The organism is Photobacterium sp. GSS17, from assembly GCF_028621875.1.
GTDB lineage: Bacteria > Pseudomonadota > Gammaproteobacteria > Enterobacterales > Vibrionaceae > Photobacterium > Photobacterium ganghwense.
This window is the reverse complement of the sequence record NZ_CP117517.1, coordinates 1,747,909-1,773,150: the sequence shown is the minus strand read 5'-3', so window position 1 is coordinate 1,773,150 and position 25,242 is coordinate 1,747,909. Positions and strand designations below refer to the sequence as shown.

The following is a 25,242-nucleotide window of genomic DNA, read 5'->3' as shown; positions in this document are numbered from 1 at the left end:
TAAAACGAATGCGACCGCGGGCGCAGGGTGTTAGGCGAGTTGCAGGATGGCGCGGATGCCCTCAAGGACATCGATGCCGCCCAATTTGCGAACGTGGTTAACCGGGTCAATTTCAATCAGCACGGCACCAGACCGCACCACTTTGTAATAATCCAGTTTCATGGTCACTTTCATGGCCTTGTCACGCTGGCTGCCGGTGTCCTGGGTGTCACGCTCAATCTTGGTGATCATGCCGCCCAGCTCTTCAACCAGGTCATAACTGTTACCGTACAGGTCGGTATAGGTCGAACGCACCGACACCGACGTTCGTGACCCCTGGCGCAACCCGAACAGCGGCAGCACCGTGATATCCATCCCGAACAGGGAAAAGCTGGACTCCATGCCTGCCATGCCATCATCCACAGGGATCGGCATATCCATATCACCGGCCTGAAAGTCAGAGGTCAGCACCTCAAGCACCGGTGGCGTGTACTCTTTGGCATTCCCGGCTTTGCCGACACCATCGACCCAGATAGCCCAGCGGCTCAGTAAGTTGTCCCCTGCCATCAGCTAAATACCTCTTCCAGATAATCATTGTTTAAGCGGCTGCGGAACACGATGTGCTCAGCCGGATACGGCGGACAGAAATCAAAATCAAAATACACCAGGCCTTTTTGAATGGTCGCAGGTGTGTTCAGCTCTTTATCCGCCCAACATTCTCCGCCAAGAATCGCCCCGAGCGCCTTTAATTCACGCAGATAAGCATTGACCCCGGCCGTCACATCATCGACGTAGGTTTTGGTGATGTTGCGGTCTACCGCCCACATGTGCGAGCGCTGTACGCTGTCATTGATAATGTCTGCCGTTCGGCGGGTCTGCTCAAACGTCCACTTAGGATCCACACTGCAGGTACGGTTCCCCCAGTGACGAAAGCCCCCTTCACGGATGATGGTGCTGACCTTGTTTTCGTTCAGCATGTTCGCCGTGGTGTTCGCATCCCCCAACGACCAGTCGACGGGTTGAGATGTCCCCACAATGCCATAGACCTGCTGGTTCGACTTCGACCACCAGAAGCCCTTCTCCGCATCGATGCGGGCACGCAGGCCTGCCGCCCGGGCGGAATAGGGACGATCAATCTCTTTGGCCAACTCGGTGTCGAACACACGCACCCATGGCCAGGTCACTTCAACCCGCTCACCAAACTGGCGGGCACGTTTGATAGCATCGGTATAACTGGCAGTACGTTCACAATCTGAGTAGAAGATAGCGCGCAGGCGTTTGGCTTTGGCTTCCCCTTCACTCGATACCGCATCCACCTGGCTAAACTCTGGCGCCACCAGGATGCGCGGGGTGTAACCGGTCTCCGTCTGGCTGTCCAGCCAGCCCTGCATGGCCTTGATGATGTTTGCCTGCGTGGTTGCCTCATCCGCCCCTTGTTCGGCACGCACCACGATGACCAGGGCACCGGTCTGGTCAAAGATGTCATCAATGGCCGCGGGTAACGTGCCAGCCGTCCCCAATCCTTCCGCCCGTTTGCGGCTGCCTGCCACTGCAACCGGCTTATACAGCGGGAAAGGTTCATTCTCGCCGCCAGTAAGGTAAGTACGCGGCGTTGCTGCCACATCACCACTGCCATCACCCAGCACGGCCACGCTTACTAAGCCAGCCGCATCAGCATCGGCGTCAATCGCGGCTTTGATGTCGGCGGCAGTCGATGTGACCACTTTGCTGACATCGGTGGCCAACGTAACCTTCACTTTGCTGCCGTCAACGTCGACGGCCAGCGCGGTATCGGCTGCAGCGGGGGCAACCATTTCAATGCTGATGGCGTTGCCTTCCGTGCCTGCGGTTTTCGCGGTAAACACCAAGCCATCATTGAGGATGGCACTGCCCAGGGTGTGCGAGGCTTTAACTGCTGAGGATGCTGCTGGGGCTGTCCCAACAAGGCCAATCACAGCGGATTTAACGGTTTGAATCGGGCGTGACCCGTCATCAATCTCGATGACTTCCACACCATGGAGAAATTGCGTCATTACGATTTCCTTTTTTGGGACAAGCTGCCCCGTTAAGAATTTTGTGTATACATCTCTAACAATCTAAACCGCTTATTAACCCTTTAGATTTGATAAATTCATAAATGGTCTTCCTTAACGTTTCACTCAGCTCAGCACTTTCATCGAGTGTTAATGAAATATCATCGATAAATAAAGGAAGATATTCTTGAGATAATTTATGCTCAATATTGATTGAAACTGATTCATCGTGAATTCCCACGAATCCAATTTTTTTATATGGCAATAAAACACCATAAATCTTCTCAGAATTTTGATTTAAAACTGCCATATTCAATCCTCGGACGCCTGCCAATGAACGGTAGAAGTCACATCACCTCTATTCGTAATAGTAAAACCATTAATTGTTGGTGCTGTCATAACAGGCTCTGAACGTTCCCCACCACCAAGTGTTCCTGTTGTAACTTTGGGAGGCGTGTAGAATGCCGTGGAAAAACTGACTGCCTTTGTTTCACCAGGAAGCAGCGTAACTGCCCCACTTTCCACTTGACCTGTTGTGTGATAACCATACTTTTGAGCTCCTTCACCGACGGCACTGTTAATTATTCGCACTAATCCATTGGGGTCATTCCTATTAAAGTCATCCCTTTTGAAAATACACTCTTTCATGGTTAACCGACGGCCATGCAATACTGAATATAATTGAACTTGAGGGTCTGGGATTTGGAATTCAACGCCTTCAAACGTATTCCCTGCCTGGACATTGCCGCCTAAAACGAGTCCCCTTTCATCAGGGTTATTAAAGGCCATCGTCCCGCCCAACATTCGAAAACCAGAAAACGCTTTTTCTGCATAAATCTGAGTGCCATTTTCCTCAAACCATGCGCCACTTAAAAGCACTCCCACAAGATTTTGATAGGCGCGAATACCGGCTGCATTATCTTCAACATTTGTTCCATATAATTGTAGGTTCTTAGTAAACTGACCCGCGGCGACATCTATGGCAGCAACTTTGGCTTGAGTGAGTGAACCACCAAATAAACGAATATTATTCACCCTGGCCTCAGCACCATTTCTTGACGTGGTAGCGATATTTTTATTGTTCGCCCTTAATTCACAGTCTCGCAATGTACCAATATATGTCTCAGATAATTCTACCGAGTTATCACAATTTGTTATGAGGAGATTATCCAGTATCCATTGACCGGCGTTTTTTTTAGATACCAGCCCATTACTTTTCATATCACCAATAATTGCAAAATCACTGGCATCAAGAAATGAGCCCAACCATAAGTGGCTGCCAATCCCCATCGGTCTTAATATTGACTTTCTACGGCCATGTCCTATCAAAGACACATTTTCAGTATCAAGGACACCAGAAAACTCATAATCCCCATCAATAATCAATGCTCTTTTTTCTGACACTGAAACTGCAAATAGCTTCTGTAAGTGAGAACGATTGTCTATCCCAGAACGGCATTTTCCCTCTGATAATGCAATAGGAGAAAGGTTTGGCTTTTTTAGCCGCCCCCCATTTTTGGGCGTAATTACGGTAATGCCATTTTCTTCTGTTTCAGCGTCTGATTTGTCATAAACAAAATCGCCACCTCCACCTGATAAATGCTCATTAAAATCAGCAACAGATGTTCGATAAACGGCTTTATCAGAAGCAATAATGTTTTTAAGAGAAGCTAAATCATGGCCACGTAAATCAAGCACATCCCGAGTAACAAATTCAAACTGACCATGCTCAGTCGTTACATAGTAACCAGCAATTTCATTGGGCTCTATATTTTTAATGGTATGGGTTGTTGCCCCAAAATTACCGCTGGGAGGCCAGGGAAAAATTAACACTCCGTGTTGATTCGATACCGATTCAATTCTTAAACCAGTCACTCCCTGCAATGAGACAACCGTATTTTGCAATCCCAATGGTAAAACTTTGTCTATATTCTCTGGCCAAATCACGCCATATTGTTGAAGTTCCAGTAAACGCAATTGATTCCTGGACCACTCACGGCTGGCCGTCACCACATTCGGATCAATCTCCACAATCGGCTCGGCACTGGTAATGACAAAGATCATCTCCAATGTCACCGGTGTGCTGACGTTACCGTTATTGACTGGGGCGGGGACATAAATACGAGCGCAGTTGCCCACCGCATGAAAGTAGGTATTGCCATCAAACGTCGCCACGGCGGCAAATTCACGGATAATCAGGTCATTGACATCATCAGGGAGAATCGCCTCGACCTTTAGCATCGGGGTGCTGTCGGGGGTGGGCTGCAGCACATCCACCGAATTCACCGGAATACGGGCCAGCTCATTGACCAATGCGGTCTGTTTACGATCAGGCTGCACATAGGTGTCATTGGCATCACCAATCGCAATATGGGTGAAGGTGATTTGTTTGTTCTTCAGCTTACCGTTCTGCTCGGCGTTTTCGCCGAGGATGGTCAGAATTGAGCCATATTGTTGCTGACTCTCAGGGGGTTGACTCATGTTTGTTACTCCAACACTAACGGTATCGGGCCGGACTTGATCTGTATGCCCTGGCGTGAAATGCAAGCCATGCCGTTATTTGACGAACTCACCATTGAGGAAATAATCCACGGACCCGCTTTCAGCTGCATCGCTTGCCGGCTCACGGCAACATGCTTTTCCGGCGCTTCCACCCGGCTGGTAATGGCGACTTTGGTTAAGGTGCTGCGGACATTTTTCGCCGCGTTGATAGCAGGCACGAGCTTGGCCAGCTCAGAGCCGTCAACCGGGGTGCCGGTTGATACGTAATCCACCGTGAACTCACCGGGAGCCAGGTTTGCTTTGTCTTCAAACCACTCGGTAATTTTGGTGTCATCCCCGCGGATGGCGCTTACAGCTCGCTCGACCGCATCCCGGGTTCCCTTTTTCCGGTGAATATACAGACTGTCTTTGATGACCTTGCGCTTGCGCTCAACTGGCCAGGTAGAATCCCAGTTATCCACCGACAACGCCCACGCCAGATGCGGCAGGAGGTGCTCAGGGCATTTGTCCGGGTTCCAGAGATCACGGTTGGGAAAAGAAAGAGGCGGTGAAATCACCGCCTCGATGTCTTTTTCATGTTTGCTGGCATTGGGTGGCAGCAGGCTTTTTCCCGTCACGTTGTCACCCTCGCGGTCAGTGTGATGCTTGAGGCAAACCCGGCACTGAATCGGTCATTGATGATGTCGGCCGCCGGCGAGGTTAAATGGACTTTGTAGACACCCGGTACCCTCAGCGAGGCATAGAAACCATCCAGGGTTAAATCCAGGCCCTGACGATGAGATTCACTTAACCAGGCATCCAGTTTTTGCCGGGCCGCATTCAACACTTCCGCCTGGTCCGGCCCCGAAAACAGCTCCAATTCAGCCTCCACCGCAAACTCATTGATGTGGGCACTTTGCACCACCACCTCATCACTGAGCGGCCTTGTGCCTTTTGGCGTGAGCGTGTCTTCAACCAACTGGAGAAGCTCCGGGGTGGCCGTGCCGTTCCCCTCATGGGACAGCACCGACACCGTCACGGTTAACGTGCCTTTGGGGGAGTCAGTGGCAATACTCTTTACCCGGCCATCTGCTGACAGCGCCCAGAACTCATAATCATCCGCGCTGCCTGCCGTGTTCTTGGCCCGGTTGGATAGCTGTATCCGGTACCGAAACGCTTCATCTGACTCCATAATGCGCGGGCGTGGCGGCAGGGCTTCGGGATCCCCGTGATCAATCACCAGGCGCTCAACATCAAAATCAGCCCCTCGGATATCCAAGTCGGTACCAGTCGCATACGCCAGCATCGTGGCATGCGCACCATCATTCACACGCTGACGCAGCACCATTTCACGAAACGCGGCAACCTCCATCAGCTTGTAAACCGGATCAGACTCGTTCACATCCTGGTAGTCCGGGTCGAGTCCCTGATAGCGAACAATCCATTCCTGGAGGATTTGTTCATAGTCTAACTGCTCTATCACCGCAGGTTTTGGCAGTTGGCTCATGTCTACATTCACGACTGCCATTAACTCACCTCAATGCCTTCCAATGTGATGGGCTCACCATTGGGTTTGTATTTCCCCTCGATGGTGAGTATTACCGAGCCCGGCCGGGCTGATGTCACCCGAACCCGAGACACCTCAATCCGCTTTTCCCACTTCTTCAGGGCCTGGGCACTTTCTGCCACAATGTCCGCCACCGTTTCGGGGTTACCCGGGTTATCAATCAAATCGAACAGGCGGCTCCCGTAGTCACGGCGCATTACCCGTGAGCCAATGGGCGTGGTGAGGATATCCCGTACCGACTGTTTGAGGTGCTCCATTCCGCTCAGTGCGCGGCCTGTCGCGGCATCCATCCCTTTCATACCTGCCCTTACTGTTGCGAATTTGGCTCACTGGTGTTGGGCTCACCATGGCGGTGAGTATGGCCGTTAAAGATGTCCCGGTCGTCGCCCATGCTCCGCACGGCGTCGGTCACCGTCTTTCCTTTCACCTGCTCTGTCGCCGTCACGTTATTTAGGACGGTCATGTCACCGGTCGTGGTCTGGTTGCCGTCATGCTGGATATCCGCATTGATGTAGAACGTTTTGCAGTTGAGCTCAGCATTGCCGTCACTACCCAGCGAAATGGTAAGCTTGTGTTCGGCGCGGTTGTATTTGATCTCGGTGCCATCGGTATACCGGCTGACATGCTCATCGGGCGAGGTGCTCGGTACCGGGCTGGACGCATCGGCCAAAGAGGGGATCACCACACCGGCAGCCAATTCGCCAGACTCTGACAGAATGATCACCTGCTCCCCGACCGCCAATGGTTCCCAATCTGATCGACTGCTTTTCGAGGCCCGGCCCGACACCCAGGGTAACCAGGCAGTCACCGCGCCTTTGGCATACTCAACCCTGACCCGCGGCGGCAGCTGGGTGAAATCAACACTGTGGACACGCCCCCGGCGAATCATGTTGGCCATCCGCCGCTGCAGATCCCGGACGATATAATTCAACTCACTCATTCGGTACCACCTGCACGTAATCCGCCTCATGTGCCGCCCCAATCTCCGGCGCGACGCCAACCAGCACAGTGGCGGGCGTCAGTCCTTCCGGCTTGAACGCATCCTCACCCACTTCCACGTTCTGGCTAAACCGAATCGACCAGACCGCGTAATCATCCAGCTCGGGGTTGAAGCCATCGGGTTCCGCGCTGATAAACACGGCAGGTTCTACCGGCAAACCAAAACGGGCGCCTTCTAGCTTCAGGCCAATGGCCATCGCCGCGTTACGTACTTCAATCTGATATTTCGCATCGGCCATGCCAAGAACTGCAAGGATTTCACAATTCAATGTGACCGCCAGCTGTCCATTCATGGGCTGATTTTCAGCTCGTTCCCAATCCATCACTCCGAAAAACGCACAGGGGGTGACCATAGATGTGCGTGTTTCCGGGTAATACTCTATGGAAGCCAGCCACGGCAGGTTATCCACCAACCATTGCCTGACTTTGTCGTGATACTCAGTTAAATGAATGCCATCACTCATGCCAACCCTTCCGATTCAGACCCATTTTCACGCGACCCTTCAAGTCAGTTTCAAAATGCCTGAGGAAAATCTCTGGCAGACGCTCAAATACCTTATCTTCAATCGTCACATGAAGATCATCAGAAACAGGCACCCTCGCCTCCTTTATTGGAAAACGCCCTTCCGTCGTTCGCGTGAAAATCGAACGTCGCTTATAACGCCTCGCGATGAAGCCTTGTTCGTAAGTTTGCGAAGACATTTTCCCCTTAGGTACAAACGTGGCGCCATTGGGAGAACGCTGAGTACCATTGCGGCGAATTCGGCCTTTTAAATAACCAACGGAGATATCATTCAGACCAAACCAAAGCCGAAGCTCATCAAGCTTCTTCTGCTTACTGGGACTTTTTAATCTGAAATGCTGAAACCTTTTTCTGATGGCCTTCAGGCTTTTTACCTGCATAGCATCGCGAACTTCTTTGTTCGCGAGAGCGCGCACCGTTCTTGCCGTGCGACTCAATGCTCGGTTGTATGCCGCTTTTACCTGGCTCTCTGTAGCGCCAAGGATATTCTGGATGGCTTCCAGCTCTTCGAGATCAATATCGAATAGCAGATTCTGAGGATTGCTGGCCATTATGATGCCCTAAAATCAGTTTCGTCATGCCTGTCCCGTCAGGCTCAGGCGGTTTCACCACCAACCAAACTTTCCCACCAACTGTTACAGCGTCACGAGTATGAATACCCACTGCATCAGCATCCTGCAAAAACAGCTCAGGGTCAGAGTCAGCCACGTACCCTCCGCCTGATATCAAACTCAAGCTTGTGGGATTATCAAAGATCCCGCTCACTTGTCGGTCACCGGAGACCAGATGCAGAACAACTGGCTGCCCGAATCCATTCGTCAGTTTGCTGTTCATTCGGTTAACCCGTCTAAGCCACTTACTCATCAGTTATTCCCTGCTGAACGCCCCGAATCCCGAGGCATTCAGCCTTAGTTTAAAAGCCCTAAACCCCACCCACATTAATCGCGACATGCACTGACGTGGTACCGCCACCAGCCGTGATCCAGGCTTTGCCTGCATATACCCCGGTGTTATCAGTGCCGATTTCGCCGTCTTTCAGATACACACTGGCACCTTGCGCAATGTCGGCGGCGGCAGTCTTAGGCAGGTCGAACACGCCAACCGCATGCCCGACACCAACTTGTCCGGCTGCCACATCACCATGAGACACCACAATCATGTCGCCGATGGCCACAGCCTGGCCGGACATTACCGCCGCGGCTGCCGTGAAGTTCAGGGTTTGGCCACTCTGAACGAGGTTCTTAGCCATGTTGTTTCTCCGTATCGAATTGGATTCATTAAAAAAGCCGGAGCATTCCGGCTTTCACAGCAGGCTTAGCTTTTCGCCGGACCTTTTACTTTCACTAGGCCACGGTAATCACGCGGTGCGACACCGGCATCAATACGCACTTTGGTCGCTACACCATCGACATTAAAGCCCTGTTGCTGCTCGATGTACGGCGTTTCGACCCCGTTGAGATATGCCACTTCGATGGTGTCGCGGCCACGGGCGGCAGCCAGGTACCAGTCCAGCGTTGCGGCATCATCCAGGCGAGGTTCGGCAACCACTTCTGCGAAGTTCTGGATTGGGTTAATGACACCTGAGTTCACATCCGCCCCTTTCACGCTGGCCGATTTCACCGCCTGATTGGTGGTGGTTTCCAGCGCCGTTGGTACCAGAATGAAGCCCGGACGGATATTCAGGTGACGTTCACCGCTCTTCTGGCTGCGCATCAACTGACGGCCTTTATCCAGCCCCGCCACATCTGTCGTGGTGCTATCCGTGATCAGGTTGTTGTGAGTGGCATGGAACAGGTCTGTGCCGTCACGCATCTTATGGCCGTTGGTCAGTACCCCATAAACCAGATCCCCAATCGTCGCTTTGGCCGCTTCACCCATCAGCATCGGGATATCCGTTAAGGCCTGCATGTCATCGTTGATGATGGTCTGGCGGTCGATATTGAACAGCTCGCCATAAGTCGCCAGCGCAATCTGCTCACCACGGTCACCCAGCGTGATGTACTGGTATTCCGCCCCCGGACGGATCTGACGCAGGTTCGGGAACGTCTCTAGCCCGACGCGGTGCGCGATCTTGAAGTCCGTCAGCGTGCCTTTCATCGTCCAGCGCTCAAACGTCTCTTCGGCTGTTTCCCAGCCCTGCAGCAAAGACTTATGCGCCACATCCAGCAGGATCTGCCCGAAATCACTGGTACCGTGCGTGAACGCCATCCCCACCATTTGCATTGGGTTGTAGCTGGCGACACCGACACCGCGTTCCGTCAGCGACATCCGCGCCAACTCACGCAGCGTCATGTGCATGTACGGGTTATCCCGGGTGTCGTTTTGCTGGGTACCTTCCGCATTGTGACCTGCACGCACCATCAAAGCTGCCAGCATCGCATCACCCACAATATTGCCGTTACCCGCGAAGATGTGGGTCGCCGCACTGGCCGTATTGGTCGGCTCGGTATTGCGGCCCAGCTCGGCCAACAGCTTGTCTTTCACCTGTTCGACGGTCAGCGACACATCCATCAGGCAGTCATTCATCAGCGACATGTGACGACCGCCGAAGTTAGCGAACAGATCTTTAATCGCATTGTTGCGTGACTGAATGATGGTCGCGTTATCCGTAACGCTGGCACTTGGATTGGCTGGCGCTGGTTCTGCAGGCTCAGGGGTTGGACTTGGTGTTGGCGCCGGAGTCGGCGCATTCGCAGGGGGTGTCGTCTGGCTGCGAGGTTGCATTAAGCTTTTGAATGATTGAGGCATATGTTCAAAATCCGTCAGTCGGTGTGAATTAAAACAAGCGGCAACTTCAAGGGGTGACAGCAGCGTATCGGCAAAACCGGCAGCAACCGCTTCTGCGCCTCCCATCCAAGTTTCGTTTTCCAGCAGTTGGGTAATCTCGTCGTCCGATTTCCCCGTTTTCTTGGTGTAAGCCGAGATAAGCGCGCCCTCGACTTTATCCAGCAGTTCGGCATAGCGGCGCATGTCGGCCGCATCGCCACCCTGAATACCCCAGGGCTTGTGAACCATGATCATCGCGTTCTCGGGAATTTGGATTTCATCCCCGACCATCGCAATCACAGAACCCATCGACGCAGCCAGCCCATCAATCTTGACGGTGATCTGCGCGGGGTGCTGAGACAGCAGGTTGTATATCGCCATCCCTTCGAACACGTCGCCGCCCGGGGAATGAATGCGTAGCGTGATTTGGCGAATATCGCCCAGTGCTTTCAGTTCATTGGCAAACTGACGGGCTGAGATTCCCCAGCCCCCAATTTCGTCATAAATCCAGATTTCAGCACTCTGGTTGGCACTGGCCTTAATCGAGTACCAGTGGTTATTCCTCGTCGGCGTCTGACTTGCTGACGCCATCGGCATCATCATTGTCGTCTTGCTCTTCTTCACCGTTGCCTCCGGTTCGTTTAACAGGCTCAAGGCCATGCGTTTTAAAGAATTCACTGTCAGCCAAAATCTGGCGGAAGACTTCATGCGGGTTCTGGCCACTGGCCCGAATCCACTGAGAATGGCTGGCGCCGTAACTGCCAACCCGCTCCTGCCACGCTTTCACTTCTTTGACCGGATCAATCCATGGCATCACCGGACCGAGGTAAACGGCATCAAACAACGTGTCCTTGTCGATGCCCTCGGGAATCTCCAGCCCGTTCAGCAATTCCATTTGCAGCCACTGGCGATACACAGGCCGCGCCCAGTGCGCAATAAACCACTGCTGCAACACGGTCACACCGTCCCAGCTTTCCACCAGTTCCTGCCGTTGTGCCGACCAGGTACCGTTGTAATCACGCGCCACGCTCGAATAACCCGAGCGGGTACCGGCAGCCACCATTCGGATCTGCCCGTTCCGGAAATCCGTCAGGTGAACATTGGGCCGGTTGGATTCCACCATGCCCAAATCCTCACCCATGCGGAGATCGTCAAAAATCATCCCCGGGGCGATATCGATATAGCGTGGTGTCTGCCGCTCTGACGGTTCGTCATACGCAGAGGCCTCACCCTTTTTGATGTAGAAACCAAGGGCTGCCGCGATTCGCGCCGCGACACGTTCTGCCTCTTCGTAATCTTTGATGTCTGAAAGACGGGTGATCACCCCGTGCAAAATAGAAACGCCGCGAACTTGGTGTAAGCGGCGTCTGAAAGCGAGATGAAGCATGCGTTCTTTGGGGACCGGTTTCGTTTTGAACCGTATCCCCGTGGTGCTGCCGGGGTGATCGTAGAGCTTCATGAACTCCAGCGGTTGCCCCCAGGCATTGTGGCGAATCCCCTGCTTGATGCCTTTGCTGACATCGTTGAGCTGGTACGGGATGAAATCCGGCTCCAGCGTCTCAATGGAGAACGCGGTGCCGTTCGGATTGGGATGGACCAGACTGGGCACCTTGCCGATCACCAACTGGCCGAAGCACTCGCCATCGCGTAACGCGGTGCGCAGTACCAGCCGCTCCAGTTCAGGGCGGGCAAAGATGCCGGTGACCTCTGGCTTAATCGACCACGCCGCCCAGCGACGGCGGATGTCATTGGCCAGTTTGGTATTCACGGTTCCATCGGCACTGAGCGGCTGAGGCTCAATCATGATCCCGTCGGCGCCTATAACCCGGTCTTCCAACTTATCGAGCAAGCCAATCACCAGATCATGGTTTTCATCCAGCCACCGAGCCTGTTCGCGTAAGCTCTGCCCGGCAAAGTTCATCGCATTATCAGCACTGCGGCCTTCGCGTTTCGCTTTATGCAGGCGCGACGGCGAGGCCGCTTCATACGCCTGAATCACCGCTCGGGATTTCAGACGACTTGCCGCCCATCCCGGCGCAATAGGCGCGATCACTTTATCGAGAAAATTCATCAGAACCTCGCCAGCCCGTATTTCACCCGGCTGCCACCTGATTTCAGGGTGGCCAGCTTCTGCTCCCACTCCTGCCGGGCTTTACGGATATCCGTCAGGTTTTCCATCGTCACGGTACGACCACCAAACGAGGTGGTTTTCCCGTCGAGCACATCCAGCTCAGCCTGAAAGCAGGCCTGAATCATCTGCTCACATTGTTGTTGGGTTATAGCCACCCACCACCTCCTCCCCGATTTCCGCCATTAAGCCAGCCGCTTGAAACAGGTGCGGTCGGCATTGCCGGCGATGGTTGGGGTTGTTGATTTACAGGTTTAGGTTGAGACTGAACTGTCTCATGAGACGGCACTGAAGGTTGAACCTGAGACGTCTCCACCGCATCGGCCTTACGATCCAGCCTCAGCATTCGGGCGACCATGTAGTTCATCCCTTCACAGTCCAGAAAGTGGTTATCACGGTGAACCTGTTTGAACACGCCTTTTTCGTCGTCAAACTCTTCCGCGATAATCTGTTTACAGTAGTCTTCGGTGATATCAGCCGGCAGCAGCCAGTCGCCAACGGTTCCCCGTTCCCAGCGAACCCGACTGTGTACCCAGGCTTTGGCCGAGGTGGCATTGAAGTCCCAGCGTTTATCACCGCGTTTTCGTGTCCGGCCCCGTTTGTCCACTTCCACATTCACCATGCGGAAAGGCTTAGGCATTGTCTGGAATCCCATCAATGCCCGGGCACGAGCCCGATGTTTGCGAACCCAGGCATACACCTCATCGGTTCGGTAACCGGCATCCACCCCACACATCGCGAGGGGCATGCCTTGCCAGTCCTGATCCATCAGCAAGTCCAGCTCTTCCCAGACTTCCGGCTTGTCCGTATCACCCCACAGTTCGCCGAATTCAATCAGACGTGACGACATCCCCGCCATCCAGCCACGAACCACGTAGACCAGACGGTTTTTCTGCACGTCCACCGTACAAATCAGCGACTGCACACCGTCCGGCACCGTGCCGGATGTGTAACTGGAACGCTGGGCAAACACCTCTTCCCATTCCGGCGCTTCACCGGCAGTGGCAAACACTTCACCGAATCCGGTGTTGTATACCGCCAGCAGCTTGTCATGCTCACCGCTTCGCACCGCCTGCAGCAGCTTACGCGCCAGATATCCATAGCTCTTTTTCGCAGAGAACGAGCACAGCCCGCTCACCCAAATACTGAAATGGTTGTTGTCTTCCACCGGATGAATCATGGAGTGGTAAGGCATGATGACCGTCTGGCCGTCCTGCTCGAATTCAACATGCTTGTCGTCATGCTGGCGAGCCATCTGACCGGGTGCGATCCCCACGCCTTTGGCGTTCATCCCTTTGCGGTGCCTGTCTTCGATTTGGGCGCCGCAGTGAGGACAAATCAGCCGCGCGGCGGTAGAGGCTCTGGCCGGGGAACATTCATTACCCGTCCCCTTGCCCGGCCACCACAACAACTCGCTGCGTGGAATGAAATACTCATGGCAGTGCGGACAAGGCACCGACCACTCATGCCGTGTCCCCTGTTCCCACTCCAGCCAGATAGGACTGGACACTTTCCCTTTCGGCGCAATCGCCCAATGGGTCATGTCGGTATCGGGGTGTATCCAGGTCGATACCTTCCCGTAGGTCGGCGTGCTAGTCAGGCCCAGCTTGGAGTCGATATACGCATCGCCCCGCGCCTCGGCAATTTCTGCCAGCGAACCTTCACCGGTCGCATTCGCATCCGGTCGGTCAAGTTCATCCACCAAGGTGATCACCGCCGAGTCCGACGCCAGCTCCGTGGCCGACCCCGCCCAAGCAAAACGCAGCGACACACCGCCAATGCGCTTTTTGTGTTTCGGGCTTTTCACGTCGTACTTCATCCAGAGACTCGAGCACTCCCTGAACATGTCCATGATTTTGGGTTCAACCACGTTGTTGATGTTGGACTCGGTCGGCCCGACGTAAATAATCGGCGCCGGGTGATCATCCAGCCGCCAGCCAATCACGTTCTGCATGGTGGCCGACTTCCCCATCTGGGTACCCATCACAAAGGTAATCTTGTTGAAGGCCGGATCAGCAAAGGCCTGACAAACCGGAATCATGTATGGCGTTGACGTGGTATCGAACGGCCCCGGTATCGGCGAGCCCGGCGGCATAATCCGGTTTTCAGACGCCCACTGCGCTGCGTTCCTCAGTGGTTTCCCTCTCACCATCTCTGCTGTGTTCTGCAAGATAGTCAGCAACGAACGCACAGATGCCGTCGGCGGTGGAAGCCCGGATACGTCGGTTTTCCTGGTCGATAATGAATTTACATTTAACTGGGTCATTTTCAGCAGCTACCTCTTGCGCGGTCCTCGCACCTGCACCATCTAGCTCACTGCCAAACAGGTTGGCGATGGAATACAAGAACTGAGTGAGGTCACCCAAATCAATCACCGCTTCTTCTGCTTTCTTGGCTTCAACATCTGCCTTCCGGCGTCTGGCCTGAGTCAGCAGCAGGTCTTCACCATCTTTCGTTCCCTCCTTAGGCGAGGCGTTTTCCTTTTCATAAATCCCGACCTGCTTTTGCACTTCGCGGTCGATAATCCACTGAATCGCTTCTTTCGTATCAATGACGACCTGCTTACCTCGACCACCGCCCCCTTGGTGAGGAAGGCCATCTTTAATGAGGTCGCCAATCCACTTGGGCGAATACCCCAGGATTTCAGCGAATTCATTTCGGTTTACTTCAGCCATATCAATCTCTGTTACGTGTGACGGTTACTCCTTTCTTTTTCCCAAAATAGAAAGGACCTGATTTTGCCTTTCTCAACAAGGCAGAAACGGCGAGTGTTGACCCCGTGGTAATTCAGGCTCTCCGGGAGGACCCAAAATCCTTGCGAAGCCTTGCGGCGCAAGGGTTCATCGAAGCACGTAAATTTAACCGTATGGAATTCGATAAGAGCCTATTTTTACACCGTTTTTTTAGGCAAAAAGAAAGGACCACTTTTTGGCAAAATCGCGATTTACTCCCTTCTCGATTTTTCTCCATTTAGCCATCTATACATCCAAAATCAGGCACTTTAGGGTAAAAGACAGATTTTCTTATAGATTAAATCGGTAATGGGTCGCTCAGCCCTTGTGGGATCTGGCTTCAGGGCAAATGATCCCATTTCAGGATCTTCCTTCTGTCTTCCCATGGAAAAATAAAAAGCCCTGCAAATCTAACCAATTGTGGTAGGTTTGCAGGGCCTTTCGTTTCAGTGTTTCTGTTGTGGTATGGATGTATGCCTGATCAAGATCTGACATCTTATGATTGAGTATCCGTTCACCCACAAACTTATCGATACCCAGGTCAGCCAACCGGCTGCGAGCCAGCTTACGGCAATGATGACTGGTCCACTCGCCGCCACTCAGTGACGCATAAATCGTATTCGCCGTGTCTTTACACATAGGTGCAGTCGACTTTGCGTTCGGGAACAGGAACAACTGCCCTTCCCGTTGTGTTGTTCGGTATTACCTCAGCAGGTTCTTCATCTGCCAGGTCAGTGGCAACGTCAGCGCTTCCCGGTTCTTGGTGTAACTGGCCGGAATGCGCAACAGGCCTTCATCCCAGTCAATCCACCGCCAGCGCGCCAACCGAGTTTCCGTAATTCGCGTACCGTGTCCCAACTGCATCAGCACAAACACCTGCTGCTGTACCGGCACCGCTTTCAGTTGCTCAAATAACACAGTCACCATATCGGGCTGTAACCTCCCTTCATTGGGCGGAATCTTCTTACTGATGAAATCACTGAAATTCATGGCCGCTATCGGGTTCACCGTCAGGTGCTCTTCCCGCACCGCCTGATTAAACGCCGCCTTCAGAATCGCAAAATAGCTCTTCACCGTGCGCAGCGAATACCGGTTGTGCAACGGCCATATCAGTTGATCTTTAATGTGATGTTTGCGCACTCCCGCCAATGGCAGCTCCGCCACCGCAGGCATCAAATGCCGACGAATCGCCGACTTCACCGTGCTTTTGCGCTCTTTACTCAGGAAATGACTGCTCTCTACATGGTCGGCATACCAGTTCAGGCAATCCCCGAACGTATACCAGTCGGTCACAATCTCATCCGTGCCGGTTGCCATGCGCGCAATCTTTAGCGGCAGCAGTTCAAACAGCGAACCCGCCGTTAACCGCGGCCATGTGCCTAAGCGCTCCCAGTTTGGCCTGCCTTCCCGGCCATTGCTTTTCCGTTTATCGATAAGCCACCAGGTCGCACTCTCACGGCTTTTATGAAAGCGAAGCTCCAGCGCGTAACGTTCATCCCGTAAACGCGTGACAGCATCACTTTTTAAATACTTCCGGATATTACTGTCTGATATTCGTAATCGCTTGGTAGACATAACCATTAAACCAGTTGGTCCCGTCTCTCCGGGTGTCACGCCACTTTCTCGCATTCGGCTGACGTTTCCGTTAATGGGGCTGTTCTCGGCCCTGCTTGTACCTTATTGAATGACTCATTGCGCTCGCGCTCAAGGACGAGCAGCCTACAGCTGCTCACGGTCATCGCTAACAATGAACACAGCGAGGTACCCACGCTCTGGAGAGTTACTAGAAGAGAATGACTTGAAATGAGAAGAAAAGAATAAGGACGGGCGACGTAAGGTAACGGTGGACGACCACCCAATAGGTAATGACTTATTCGCCCGTATTCGGTAAAGCCTGAAAGCCCTGATCAAAACCAGTTTTAAAACCAGGCTCAAAACCATAAAAGGCTCTCAGGCGCAAAATCTTGTTGGCGCACTCTTTCCATGCCGCAAACCACACAGGATCGCGTTCGACTGCCTCCCCATACGTTGCGGGAGGCAAATCAAAAGGCTGCAGACACACAGTTAAGTCAGAAGCGGGAGGCTTAATCACCACCTCCCGGTATTCCGTCACAACGTCAGTCGTAGTGCATCCGGTCAGTAACAGCACGAGGCAAAGGCCGGGTATAGCAATCTTCATGTTGAATCACCGTCCGAATCCCCTCAACACGCACCTTCGCATCGTGCCGCAGCTGCGCCACCTCCTGCTGAACCACATCTGCGGCCAGTTGCGCCGCATCACGCGCCTGCACCCAACCCTGCACCTTATTAGCCAGTGCATGATTGTTAGCCTTTAATGATTCAACAGATTGCTGAGAAGCCGAGAGCGATGTGCTCAAGTTCTGATTGAGGAGAGATTGGGAATAATTGAACAATAGGCTGACCGCCAGCGACCCACCCAGCCCGACACCAAGGTAAAACCTAAGGCGAGTGAGCATTCAGGCACACCTCCCTTTCGGCATGTCGGCGCCGTACTAGCCCGCTCAGGCGCTGGCCATCGGCATACACCCAGCGGGTTAACTCGTTACACGCGCCGGTGTAATCTTCGGCGTTGAGCTTTTTCAGCAACGTAGACCGCTGAAAATTCCCTGACCCGACGTTAAACACAAAACTGACGAACGCATCGAACTGATGCTGCTGCATAGGCACCGTCACCCACTTATCAACCACCGCTTCCGCCGATTGCACATCGCTAACCAGGTTCCCGACCACTTCTTCATGGGTCACCACCGAATTCGGCGTTACCCCAACCGTGTGGCCATAACCGTTAGTCCAGACATTGGCAGAACATTGATACGCGTTTAACTGGCACCCCTCGTAATCCATAATCAGCTTCATGCCGGTTTCACTGGTTTTCAGCGAACCGGACGGCAAAAGCGACAGCAGACCCAAAATTACAGCAGCCGAACAACGCTTAACTGTTGACGTCTTCATACAGCTCCCTCAACTGAGGGTGCTGCTGCAGCAACTTATAGCTCTTCTTACGGTAGTACCAGTTATTGGCAAACGTGCCCGCGGCAAACAGAATACCGATGACGGTAGCCCAGTCCTGCAACGAGAACGCCCCGAAGAAAGCCAGCAGCGAGGCACAAAAGTACGACAACGCTGACGATAGCTTTTCCTGCATGCTTTCCACCCATACAAAAAAGCGCCGCGAACCCGAAGGTCAGCAGCGCCGTTTGGTGTTGATAGTGCTAAAACGAAAAAACCCCGCCATCAGGCGAGGTTTTCCAACGTGGAAAGTGTGCGTCATTTAGGGGTGAGTGTCAACACTCACCCACTACATATAGTGGCTGTATGATGTGAGTCACATATCAACCCCATTGAGACACTCCTTTCACCTTTCTCAGTTACACATGATACGCATCAAATAGATCAGTGTTTGATCACACAAATCACCAATAGTGTGACGCAGTGTATACATCAAAACTGGAACCAAGGTTAACATTGGCAATAATGAAATCGTTATCGTAACCAGTTGAAAATACTGAATATATATACAGGTAAGCGGCATAGTCAGTTTTGGGAATACTATCGGGCACAAAGCCAGAATGTATGCAGCTCAACGAGCACCGCCTGCCCTATTGCATTGATTGATATATGTTCATCGTCGGTGGTTTGGGAACTAAACGGCAGCCTGGAAACGGACTAAACAGGCGCGGAGCCGTCTAATAAATTGTTATGCGCCAGAGACCGATGGCATGAAAACGAACTTAATAAATATCAAACTCTTCATCTTTCTCTAGCTGCTTTACAAGTTTCATCTCATTAATCTTGTTCAAGATCTCTGTTTTGGTTGGCTTCTTACGATCTGCTTTCTTTTTCTCAAGGATCTCTCTAGCTCTTTCGACTTGTTCAGGGGTTATTGGTTTCATCGGTACTTTCCTGCATCAAACATAATCTGAATATCACCGTTGTAATTATAGACATCTTCAAGGTTGTGAGCAATTTGACTATTCGAAGCCCTAAAGTGCTTCATCATACTATCAAATACGTTGTCAAACCTAGTGGTTGTATTGATTAATAGTTGATAACCAGTAGGATAAGGAGGGGGTAAAGTGTTGGCAAAGATGACCTCACCAGTATTGCTACTTGGCACTGGGGTGCGTGGTTTGTGGTACACTAACGATAGTGAACGCTTTACGTGTACTGTAATATTTGTCCTTTTTTTATTATAGAAAACGTAGTAAGCAAATAGATATGCAGCAGAACTAACAGCATAACCAGAAAAAACTAAGTGTACTTGGAACGCTTTTGTTTTATCTATGGCATCAACGAGCCTTTCAATTGCAGGTGTAAACCCCCCATTGTTGAAAATAACAACAATTGTAATAATATCGGAGCTATTTGCCTGCTTCAGTCTTCTGGTAGCATAAGCAATTCGTTGATCGGCTTTACGGATATCCTTATCAATGGTTATGTTCATAACTTAGTACTAGCTAGGTAAAACTTCAATTATATCATTGGCATAAGGCGCATAACAAACAATTTAAGAGTGATTCAGCACGCTTGGCATTTTAGGTTTGAGTTAAATTCAGTGATTACGGGGGTCAAGTTAAGTGTCGTGGTCGCGTGCTTCACACCTTAATTGGGCGTTAGTTTTAAGGAAATATCAGAATGTATTGGGAATTGATTGGTTCAGTATTGGCATCACTTGGTGGTGCTTCGGTCGTAATTGCGGGCTTCGCTCACTTTTTAGGAAAAATTTGGTTAGATCGAATTTCGAAGCAAACTGCAGCAAAGTATGACGCGGAGTTACTAACACTTAAATCAAAATCAGAATTCGCACTTTCTAGCTTTAAAACTAGAGCTGATGCGGAATTGAAAAGTAGAGAAGAGTTTAATGGAATATCCTTGGAAGTGTACCAAGGCTTCTTTCAGAATCGAGTGTCAACTTATCTCGAATTATTGAAAATTAAAAATGCTTATACTACCAAAATGAATGAAGATTTCGTAACTGAGGAAACCGAAGATTGGGGGAATGCATACTACTCAATTTACTCATCATTACGAAAGCTGGTTATCGAAAATCAGCTGTATATCTCAAATGAACTTGAACAACGGTTTTCATTTCTTCGAATGAACGCTGCTGAGTATATTAAAGAAGCAGATATGACGGAAGGTTATAGTGTTGGGGATGGTGATGACCCTAATGTTACCCAAGAGCAGCTATCTAAAGTCTATAAAAAGCTCGCTGGTGAAACATATCAAGAAATGGAAGATTTCTTTAACCAACTAGATGCGGACGTAAAAAAGCTTCGTTCTCGTATCGAAATGGACAAAAACTAACAAACTGTTTAAGAGTGATTCGCAACGCGTGGCATTTTAACTATGCGTTGTGTTCAGTGTTTAAGGTGGCATGCGGAAGCATCGGTATTGCGTTGCTCACACCTTAACAGGGCGTTATACCTATACAACCACTTGAGTTTCCGAAATATGCCCACATATTGATATTGTCAATTAATCAAATGTAGGGATACATATGTCAATTCAAAATCTAAATGCTGGCGATATTGTTGTCAGCAACTTCGGTGTTTATCAGCACTGGTCTCTAGTTTCAGATTCTTTATGCGAAAAGGGTCTACCTATGCTTATTTCTGCAACTCAGCGAAATGGCACTGTTCAAGAAGAAAGTTGGGATGTTGTAACTCAAGGTAAACATACCTATCCAGCTAAAGTTACTTACGACCGCCCAGTGCCAGAGGTACTCGAACTTGCTCGCTCTCAAATTGGAGCGTGGAAATACTCATTAACAGATCGAAACTGTGAGCATTTTGCTAAATGGGCTACAGGGTTAAAAATGTCTTCGACTCAAGTTGTCGCTGGTGCAACTGGTGCTGTTTTAGGCGCAAGCTTAGTTGGTTTATGTTCGGAAAATCCGAAGTTTGCTAAATTTCTCGGTGGTGCTTTAGCTCTTGGTAGTTTAGCTGTTTTAGCTACTAAAGCAGTCGAGAAAAAATAGGTATAACAAAGCGTTTAAGACAGATTCCCAACGCATGGCATTTTTCATTCCATCGTTGGGTTTTGTGTTTAAGGTGGTATGGTTAGGTTCAGTGGTAGCGTTGCTCACTACTTAACGCGGCGTTATGTAAATCAATATTTCTCGATAATTGATATTAAATGCAACTTGATGCATCATTCATGTTTCTATATTTATCAATGGAGTATGTCGAACTATGGAAAATCAAGACCTTAAAAATCTAATTGATTGCATTCTTAGTGAAGCTAATAGTGATAAGCAAGCTGGGAATAAAGTCACTACATATCAACTTCCTCCGGAAGCGCTTGTTACTGAAGTACTGGACGTATTACCAGAGCATTTTCAGTGTTTCGATAGCTGTAATATTGATCAAGCTACTGGGTTACTGACCCTTAAGCATCCAGATAGTTATGAATAACCTTGTTAGGTAAATTTACATAACAATCTGTTTAAGAGTGATTCGCAACGCTTGGCATTTTTGCTATGCGTTGCGTTTTGTGTTTAAGGTGGTATGCGGTAGCTTCGGTATTGCGTTGCTCACACCTTAACAGGGCATTATGTTTTTCGAGATAAATTGATGTATATACTAGAAATGAGCCTGTTACAAAAAGGTGATGTAATCTTAACAGCAGAGAGAGCTTGGTTGAGTAAAGGTGTTCGTATTTCGACGTGGTCTAAGTTCTCCCATGCGACGTTATATGTAGGCAGCGGAAGTTACATCCACTCAGATAGCAAAGGGGTTCACGCGGACAATATCCAGCGTCTGCTATTCAAAAGTAAAAATCATGTGGCAGTTTTAAGACCTAACAAGCCCAAATATATTGATGCCACGTGTGTCTTCGCAAGAACACAGATTGGTAAGCAATATTCTGTTAAAGAGGCAATAAGGACAAAAAAGAACTTGTTCTTAGCAAAAGAGCAGAATAGGCAATTCTGCTCTCGACTTGTAGCTCAATCATACGCTGACGCAGGATTAAATATTTCTCGAAAAATTGATTACTGCACACCGAAAGATATATACAAATCCAGTGAGTTTCACGAAATTAAGAATTGTATCCGGAAAGCCAAGGAAGAGGAGCTCGATTTTGCCCACAGATACAATCCGTTGGAGGCTCAAAAGCAGATTACAAATTCAATCTTACGGTATGCTAGAGAGATTGCCGGATGCGACATACAAACTTTTGAACAACTGACAGATCTCGTTGTGAGTACACCGAGTATTGATGCTCAGATCGCTGACTTTATGACTAACTCTGGTTATTTTGACATGTGGCGTTATGAGTATCAGAAAAATCGATGGCGTTATGATTATGAAACTCTAATTTCACTGAATGTAGATGAAGCTACGATGATCGAGACTTGTCAAAGAGAAGTGGAAAACGCAAGTGAACGTCTCAAACTGTACAGCTTTAGTTTAGTGCAACATAAAATGTCATTCCGTAACGTTAACTTGAAATATATCCAAAAGCATACAGAGCTTTATGAGAATCTAGTACAGATGACTGAAAAGAACTTGCATGTATGTTCACAGTATCTGAGTTCCAAAACATAACAAAACGTTTAAGACAGATTCCCAACGCTCGGCATTTGCGGTTTGCTTCTGCTTAAGTGTTTACGACACAATGCTTTATCTGCGGTGGCCTGCGTTACTCACCACTTAATGCGGCTAGGGCTCAGGAGATAAAATGGATAATTTTGGCGGGCTTCCCCCTTACTTTTTAAAACAGTTAGAATGGATAGATAGGGTAGCTAACCCAATTACCAATATTATTCCTCCGGCTTTGCAGCAGCAATTGGAATTAATAGACAAGCTGTTTCCTCCCGGACTACGGGATTTATTAAACGATATCGAAAACCGACAAGACCAGCTTAAAGAGGCTATTGTTACATTAGCTGATCATGGTTGGTTTGTAGGTTTAACTTTGCCTTTAAGAATCCAACGAGAAGCGCTTAAGAACATCTCAGAGAGCCCTGAGAAAGTCGATGAAATCCTTTGTGAATACTATGAATCAAACCTCGAAGTTCTTGAGCAAGAGTTGGTAAATAGACAACCCGAAAGGAAAAATGTTTTGAGGGACATATTCGCAGGTCATAGAGCTAAACTTTACTCATTAACAGTACCTACAGCCTTTTCACAAGTAGATGGTATATGTGCTTCAAGCAAGTTTCAGGGGTATCTGTTTATGAGACCTCGTGGCAGCAAACTATCGCAGTTTGGTCAAAATATCATTGATGCTGACTTGTGTGATTATCAAAAGTTATTGTTAAGCCCGTTTATGAACACGCTCTCGATTACATTTAACCTCAAAGAGCGCATGTCAGAAGAGGTAGAGAAATTAAACAGACATACTGTAATTCACGGTGAGTCTATTGATTATGGAAATAGAGCAAACTCATTGAAATCTATAGTTTTACTATGCTACGTGAGTGAAGCCCTAACAAAGCATTAAAGAATGATTCCCAACGCTTGGCATTTTTCATTCCATCGTTAGGTTTCGTGGTAGCGTTGTTTACACCTTAATGCGGCGCTAGCTATCACATCAAATTTCAAATTCGGAGAAAAAATGAAAACTGTTTATGTATTGGGAGCCGGATTTTCTGTTGAAGCAGGTGCACCAACACAAGCTTCGATTATCAAAGAAGCTTTTAGAATTGAAAATTCTAATGCAGGATTATTCAAACCACAAGAGTTCAATACTTTCAAAGACTTTCTTTCAAAGCAACTGAATATGCCTGAAGCACTATTCCCTGAAGTTGAGCTTGAGGACATATTTACCCCTTTGGATAGATGTCTATCGGACAGCTCACAATATCGAGGAGTTGGGCTTGATCAAATAATGAAAATCCGACAAGCGGTTTTCTATGTAGTAGGCAAAACTATCCAAGTATTATTAGATGAGACCGAGTCATCTAAACAGTATATTGATGATTTTGCGAAATATCTTGTGCAGAAATCGTCAATCCGAGCGAATAGTAATTATCGTCAACAAGATCCTGTTAGTGTTATCAGTACGAATTGGGATATTTTACTTGATAACTCAATTTACAAAGCTATCGCGGATAACGACAACTATGATGCTGTGGTTGATTACTGTTGTTATATCAGCTCTAAAGATGAAGAAGACGTTAGTGTAAAACCTGGTTTAGAGAAACTCGGTCAAGGTGGGTTCAACGTCAAGTTGTTGAAAGTCCACGGTTCGCTGAACTGGCTACAATGCCCTAGATGTGCACGCCTTTATGCACGGTTCTCAAAAAAGGAAGCTGTACATAGTTTTACAACAAACTCATCTTGTCGTCATTGTGATAAAAACTTCAATGAAGAAGCTGGCAAGCATGTATTGGCTCCAAACTTAATAATGCCTACTTTCATTAAAGACTTATCGAACCCGCAATATAGAATCATTTGGCAAAATGCGGGTATCGAGCTTTCTGAGGCTAGTAAAATAGTATTCATTGGGTATTCGTTGCCAAGTGCTGATTTTGAAATGCGCCAACTGTTGTCAAGGATGACAAGAAAAGATGCAACAATCGAGGTTGTAGATTACTGTAAAAATGACGATCTACATCAACAACAAGAAGCAAGAAATGACCTAGAAAAACATTGGCGTAAGTTTTTTGGTAATAGAGACATTCAATTTCATTTTGATGGTGCAAGGAATTACTTACAGTACCTAGAACCAAAAGTTGTGTTGCTATAACCACTGAAGTTGCCTACCAATAAACATAAAAAGATAAGTTGACTCCTGACCCATTGCCACAATGATGAATTGCTTGTCATGATTGAAGGCAATGTGGATTTTAAGGTCAGGGAATGAAATCAAGAATGTGAAGAAAGGTGATCTTGTTTTCATTCCTAAAGCGACTCTTCACAGAACCATTTTAAAAGAAGGATAAAGCTTTGCGGCACTGTCAGTGTTTGCTCCCTATTTATTTGATAGAACTAAGAACAACATCAAATGGGACTACGGACATTAGCCACTCAGGGGCGTTAAGCCCCACCCCCCACCCAAATATG

General features: G+C 49.5%; 31 protein-coding genes. 6 read left to right on the top strand and 25 right to left on the bottom strand.

Translation table 11 applies throughout. From position 1 onward, the window contains the following. Positions 1-30: 30 nt before the first annotated feature. From PGW97_RS07965 to PGW97_RS07845, 25 genes are all read right to left on the bottom strand, one after another. Entirely contained in the window at positions 31-546 is a 516-nt protein-coding gene (locus tag PGW97_RS07965) for a phage major tail tube protein (protein ID WP_273859440.1), read from the bottom strand. Further along, complete coding sequence (locus tag PGW97_RS07960) at positions 546-2,012, bottom strand: phage tail sheath C-terminal domain-containing protein (protein WP_273859591.1); 1,467 nt, start codon at positions 2,010-2,012, stop codon at positions 546-548. The genes PGW97_RS07965 and PGW97_RS07960 overlap by 1 nt, the downstream gene beginning before the upstream one ends. Positions 2,013-2,067: 55 nt before the next feature. Beyond that, positions 2,068-2,322: a hypothetical protein gene (locus PGW97_RS07955; RefSeq protein ID WP_273859436.1), complete on the bottom strand. Its 255-nt coding sequence runs from the start codon at positions 2,320-2,322 to the stop codon at positions 2,068-2,070. 2 nt (positions 2,323-2,324) lie between these two features. Then, complete coding sequence (locus tag PGW97_RS07950) at positions 2,325-4,493, bottom strand: phage tail-collar fiber domain-containing protein (RefSeq protein ID WP_273859434.1); 2,169 nt, start codon at positions 4,491-4,493, stop codon at positions 2,325-2,327. 5 nt (positions 4,494-4,498) lie between these two features. Beyond that, the gene (locus tag PGW97_RS07945; protein ID WP_273859590.1) at positions 4,499-5,131 is read right to left on the bottom strand and encodes a phage tail protein I; all 633 of its coding nucleotides are present in this window, start codon (positions 5,129-5,131) and stop codon (positions 4,499-4,501) included. Then, the gene (locus PGW97_RS07940; protein WP_273859589.1) at positions 5,128-6,021 is read right to left on the bottom strand and encodes a baseplate assembly protein; all 894 of its coding nucleotides are present in this window, start codon (positions 6,019-6,021) and stop codon (positions 5,128-5,130) included. Before PGW97_RS07940 ends, PGW97_RS07945 begins: the two co-directional genes overlap by 4 nt. Further along, a complete protein-coding gene (locus PGW97_RS07935) occupies positions 6,021-6,359 on the bottom strand; it encodes a GPW/gp25 family protein (protein WP_047885558.1) in 339 nt (112 codons plus the stop codon). The genes PGW97_RS07940 and PGW97_RS07935 overlap by 1 nt, the downstream gene beginning before the upstream one ends. A gap of 8 nt (positions 6,360-6,367) precedes the next feature. Continuing rightward, the gene (locus PGW97_RS07930; RefSeq protein ID WP_273859588.1) at positions 6,368-7,000 is read right to left on the bottom strand and encodes a phage baseplate assembly protein V; all 633 of its coding nucleotides are present in this window, start codon (positions 6,998-7,000) and stop codon (positions 6,368-6,370) included. Continuing rightward, positions 6,993-7,523, bottom strand: a complete 531-nt coding sequence (locus PGW97_RS07925; protein ID WP_273859587.1) for a hypothetical protein — start codon at positions 7,521-7,523, stop codon at positions 6,993-6,995. The genes PGW97_RS07930 and PGW97_RS07925 overlap by 8 nt, the downstream gene beginning before the upstream one ends. Continuing rightward, positions 7,516-8,133, bottom strand: a complete 618-nt coding sequence (locus PGW97_RS07920) for a phage tail protein (RefSeq protein ID WP_273859586.1) — start codon at positions 8,131-8,133, stop codon at positions 7,516-7,518. The genes PGW97_RS07925 and PGW97_RS07920 overlap by 8 nt, the downstream gene beginning before the upstream one ends. Next, entirely contained in the window at positions 8,096-8,446 is a 351-nt protein-coding gene (locus PGW97_RS07915) for a head-tail joining protein (protein WP_273859585.1), read from the bottom strand. The genes PGW97_RS07920 and PGW97_RS07915 overlap by 38 nt, the downstream gene beginning before the upstream one ends. Positions 8,447-8,504: 58 nt before the next feature. Beyond that, on the bottom strand, positions 8,505-8,831 hold the full coding sequence (locus PGW97_RS07910) for a DUF2190 family protein (RefSeq protein ID WP_273859584.1): 327 nt from the start codon (positions 8,829-8,831) through the stop codon (positions 8,505-8,507). Between the two features lie 65 nt (positions 8,832-8,896). Beyond that, complete coding sequence (locus tag PGW97_RS07905; RefSeq protein ID WP_273859583.1) at positions 8,897-10,972, bottom strand: ClpP-like prohead protease/major capsid protein fusion protein; 2,076 nt, start codon at positions 10,970-10,972, stop codon at positions 8,897-8,899. Next, entirely contained in the window at positions 10,905-12,419 is a 1,515-nt protein-coding gene (locus PGW97_RS07900) for a phage portal protein (RefSeq protein WP_273859582.1), read from the bottom strand. Before PGW97_RS07900 ends, PGW97_RS07905 begins: the two co-directional genes overlap by 68 nt. After that, positions 12,419-12,634: a hypothetical protein gene (locus PGW97_RS07895; RefSeq protein WP_273859581.1), complete on the bottom strand. Its 216-nt coding sequence runs from the start codon at positions 12,632-12,634 to the stop codon at positions 12,419-12,421. Before PGW97_RS07895 ends, PGW97_RS07900 begins: the two co-directional genes overlap by 1 nt. After that, positions 12,625-14,625 (bottom strand): terminase gpA endonuclease subunit, encoded by a 2,001-nt coding sequence (locus PGW97_RS07890; protein ID WP_273859580.1) that lies wholly within the window; start codon positions 14,623-14,625, stop codon positions 12,625-12,627. The genes PGW97_RS07895 and PGW97_RS07890 overlap by 10 nt, the downstream gene beginning before the upstream one ends. Next, complete coding sequence (locus PGW97_RS07885; protein ID WP_217393067.1) at positions 14,582-15,151, bottom strand: terminase small subunit; 570 nt, start codon at positions 15,149-15,151, stop codon at positions 14,582-14,584. Before PGW97_RS07885 ends, PGW97_RS07890 begins: the two co-directional genes overlap by 44 nt. A 417-nt stretch (positions 15,152-15,568) precedes the next feature. Next, a complete protein-coding gene (locus tag PGW97_RS07880) occupies positions 15,569-15,847 on the bottom strand; it encodes a hypothetical protein (RefSeq protein ID WP_273859579.1) in 279 nt (92 codons plus the stop codon). Between the two features lie 63 nt (positions 15,848-15,910). After that, complete coding sequence (locus PGW97_RS07875; protein ID WP_273859578.1) at positions 15,911-16,783, bottom strand: tyrosine-type recombinase/integrase; 873 nt, start codon at positions 16,781-16,783, stop codon at positions 15,911-15,913. Positions 16,784-17,078: 295 nt separating this feature from the next. Continuing rightward, a complete protein-coding gene (gene lysC, locus PGW97_RS07870; protein ID WP_273859577.1) occupies positions 17,079-17,300 on the bottom strand; it encodes an Rz1-like lysis system protein LysC in 222 nt (73 codons plus the stop codon). A 25-nt stretch (positions 17,301-17,325) separates the two neighbouring features. Beyond that, the gene (locus PGW97_RS07865; protein WP_273859576.1) at positions 17,326-17,685 is read right to left on the bottom strand and encodes a hypothetical protein; all 360 of its coding nucleotides are present in this window, start codon (positions 17,683-17,685) and stop codon (positions 17,326-17,328) included. Then, a complete protein-coding gene (locus PGW97_RS07860; RefSeq protein WP_273859575.1) occupies positions 17,669-18,181 on the bottom strand; it encodes a lysozyme in 513 nt (170 codons plus the stop codon). The genes PGW97_RS07865 and PGW97_RS07860 overlap by 17 nt, the downstream gene beginning before the upstream one ends. Next, entirely contained in the window at positions 18,162-18,374 is a 213-nt protein-coding gene (locus PGW97_RS07855) for an HP1 family phage holin (RefSeq protein WP_217393070.1), read from the bottom strand. Before PGW97_RS07855 ends, PGW97_RS07860 begins: the two co-directional genes overlap by 20 nt. 586 nt (positions 18,375-18,960) lie before the next feature. Next, positions 18,961-19,122 carry a hypothetical protein gene (locus PGW97_RS07850; protein WP_273859574.1) on the bottom strand — a complete coding sequence of 54 codons (162 nt, stop codon included), beginning with the start codon at positions 19,120-19,122 and terminating at the stop codon, positions 18,961-18,963. Continuing rightward, positions 19,119-19,673, bottom strand: coding sequence for a hypothetical protein (locus PGW97_RS07845; RefSeq protein WP_273859573.1), 555 nt, complete (start codon positions 19,671-19,673; stop codon positions 19,119-19,121). Before PGW97_RS07845 ends, PGW97_RS07850 begins: the two co-directional genes overlap by 4 nt. Positions 19,674-19,864: 191 nt before the next feature. On the opposite strand from PGW97_RS07845, the gene PGW97_RS07840 reads away from it, so the two are divergent. The 6 genes from PGW97_RS07840 (at position 19,865) to PGW97_RS07805 (ending at position 24,925) form a co-directional block, all read left to right on the top strand. Next, positions 19,865-20,536: a hypothetical protein gene (locus PGW97_RS07840; protein WP_130194347.1), complete on the top strand. Its 672-nt coding sequence runs from the start codon at positions 19,865-19,867 to the stop codon at positions 20,534-20,536. Positions 20,537-20,729: 193 nt separating this feature from the next. Beyond that, on the top strand, positions 20,730-21,209 hold the full coding sequence (locus PGW97_RS07830) for a lecithin retinol acyltransferase family protein (protein ID WP_273859572.1): 480 nt from the start codon (positions 20,730-20,732) through the stop codon (positions 21,207-21,209). 214 nt (positions 21,210-21,423) lie between these two features. Then, a complete protein-coding gene (locus tag PGW97_RS07825) occupies positions 21,424-21,645 on the top strand; it encodes a hypothetical protein (RefSeq protein WP_273859571.1) in 222 nt (73 codons plus the stop codon). A gap of 159 nt (positions 21,646-21,804) precedes the next feature. Further along, positions 21,805-22,779, top strand: coding sequence for a YiiX/YebB-like N1pC/P60 family cysteine hydrolase (locus PGW97_RS07815; protein WP_273859570.1), 975 nt, complete (start codon positions 21,805-21,807; stop codon positions 22,777-22,779). Positions 22,780-22,912: 133 nt separating this feature from the next. After that, positions 22,913-23,677 carry a hypothetical protein gene (locus tag PGW97_RS07810; protein ID WP_273859569.1) on the top strand — a complete coding sequence of 255 codons (765 nt, stop codon included), beginning with the start codon at positions 22,913-22,915 and terminating at the stop codon, positions 23,675-23,677. Positions 23,678-23,791: 114 nt separating this feature from the next. Then, on the top strand, positions 23,792-24,925 hold the full coding sequence (locus tag PGW97_RS07805; RefSeq protein ID WP_273859568.1) for a hypothetical protein: 1,134 nt from the start codon (positions 23,792-23,794) through the stop codon (positions 24,923-24,925). Positions 24,926-25,242 lie beyond the last annotated feature (317 nt).

Coding starts and splice junctions, on each gene's coding strand:
- PGW97_RS07965 (WP_273859440.1), bottom strand. CDS start 546: ATGGCAGGGGACAACTTACTGAGCCGCTGGGCTATCTGGGTCGATGGT.
- PGW97_RS07960 (WP_273859591.1), bottom strand. CDS start 2,012: ATGACGCAATTTCTCCATGGTGTGGAAGTCATCGAGATTGATGACGGG.
- PGW97_RS07955 (WP_273859436.1), bottom strand. CDS start 2,322: ATGGCAGTTTTAAATCAAAATTCTGAGAAGATTTATGGTGTTTTATTG.
- PGW97_RS07950 (WP_273859434.1), bottom strand. CDS start 4,493: ATGAGTCAACCCCCTGAGAGTCAGCAACAATATGGCTCAATTCTGACC.
- PGW97_RS07940 (WP_273859589.1), bottom strand. CDS start 6,021: ATGGCAGTCGTGAATGTAGACATGAGCCAACTGCCAAAACCTGCGGTG.
- PGW97_RS07935 (WP_047885558.1), bottom strand. CDS start 6,359: ATGAAAGGGATGGATGCCGCGACAGGCCGCGCACTGAGCGGAATGGAG.
- PGW97_RS07930 (WP_273859588.1), bottom strand. CDS start 7,000: ATGAGTGAGTTGAATTATATCGTCCGGGATCTGCAGCGGCGGATGGCC.
- PGW97_RS07925 (WP_273859587.1), bottom strand. CDS start 7,523: ATGAGTGATGGCATTCATTTAACTGAGTATCACGACAAAGTCAGGCAA.
- PGW97_RS07920 (WP_273859586.1), bottom strand. CDS start 8,133: ATGGCCAGCAATCCTCAGAATCTGCTATTCGATATTGATCTCGAAGAG.
- PGW97_RS07915 (WP_273859585.1), bottom strand. CDS start 8,446: ATGAGTAAGTGGCTTAGACGGGTTAACCGAATGAACAGCAAACTGACG.
- PGW97_RS07910 (WP_273859584.1), bottom strand. CDS start 8,831: ATGGCTAAGAACCTCGTTCAGAGTGGCCAAACCCTGAACTTCACGGCA.
- PGW97_RS07900 (WP_273859582.1), bottom strand. CDS start 12,419: ATGAATTTTCTCGATAAAGTGATCGCGCCTATTGCGCCGGGATGGGCG.
- PGW97_RS07885 (WP_217393067.1), bottom strand. CDS start 15,151: ATGGCTGAAGTAAACCGAAATGAATTCGCTGAAATCCTGGGGTATTCG.
- PGW97_RS07880 (WP_273859579.1), bottom strand. CDS start 15,847: ATGTGTAAAGACACGGCGAATACGATTTATGCGTCACTGAGTGGCGGC.
- PGW97_RS07875 (WP_273859578.1), bottom strand. CDS start 16,783: ATGTCTACCAAGCGATTACGAATATCAGACAGTAATATCCGGAAGTAT.
- PGW97_RS07865 (WP_273859576.1), bottom strand. CDS start 17,685: ATGCTCACTCGCCTTAGGTTTTACCTTGGTGTCGGGCTGGGTGGGTCG.
- PGW97_RS07860 (WP_273859575.1), bottom strand. CDS start 18,181: ATGAAGACGTCAACAGTTAAGCGTTGTTCGGCTGCTGTAATTTTGGGT.
- PGW97_RS07855 (WP_217393070.1), bottom strand. CDS start 18,374: ATGCAGGAAAAGCTATCGTCAGCGTTGTCGTACTTTTGTGCCTCGCTG.
- PGW97_RS07850 (WP_273859574.1), bottom strand. CDS start 19,122: ATGAAACCAATAACCCCTGAACAAGTCGAAAGAGCTAGAGAGATCCTT.
- PGW97_RS07845 (WP_273859573.1), bottom strand. CDS start 19,673: ATGAACATAACCATTGATAAGGATATCCGTAAAGCCGATCAACGAATT.
- PGW97_RS07840 (WP_130194347.1), top strand. CDS start 19,865: ATGTATTGGGAATTGATTGGTTCAGTATTGGCATCACTTGGTGGTGCT.
- PGW97_RS07830 (WP_273859572.1), top strand. CDS start 20,730: ATGTCAATTCAAAATCTAAATGCTGGCGATATTGTTGTCAGCAACTTC.
- PGW97_RS07825 (WP_273859571.1), top strand. CDS start 21,424: ATGGAAAATCAAGACCTTAAAAATCTAATTGATTGCATTCTTAGTGAA.
- PGW97_RS07815 (WP_273859570.1), top strand. CDS start 21,805: ATGTATATACTAGAAATGAGCCTGTTACAAAAAGGTGATGTAATCTTA.
- PGW97_RS07810 (WP_273859569.1), top strand. CDS start 22,913: ATGGATAATTTTGGCGGGCTTCCCCCTTACTTTTTAAAACAGTTAGAA.
- PGW97_RS07805 (WP_273859568.1), top strand. CDS start 23,792: ATGAAAACTGTTTATGTATTGGGAGCCGGATTTTCTGTTGAAGCAGGT.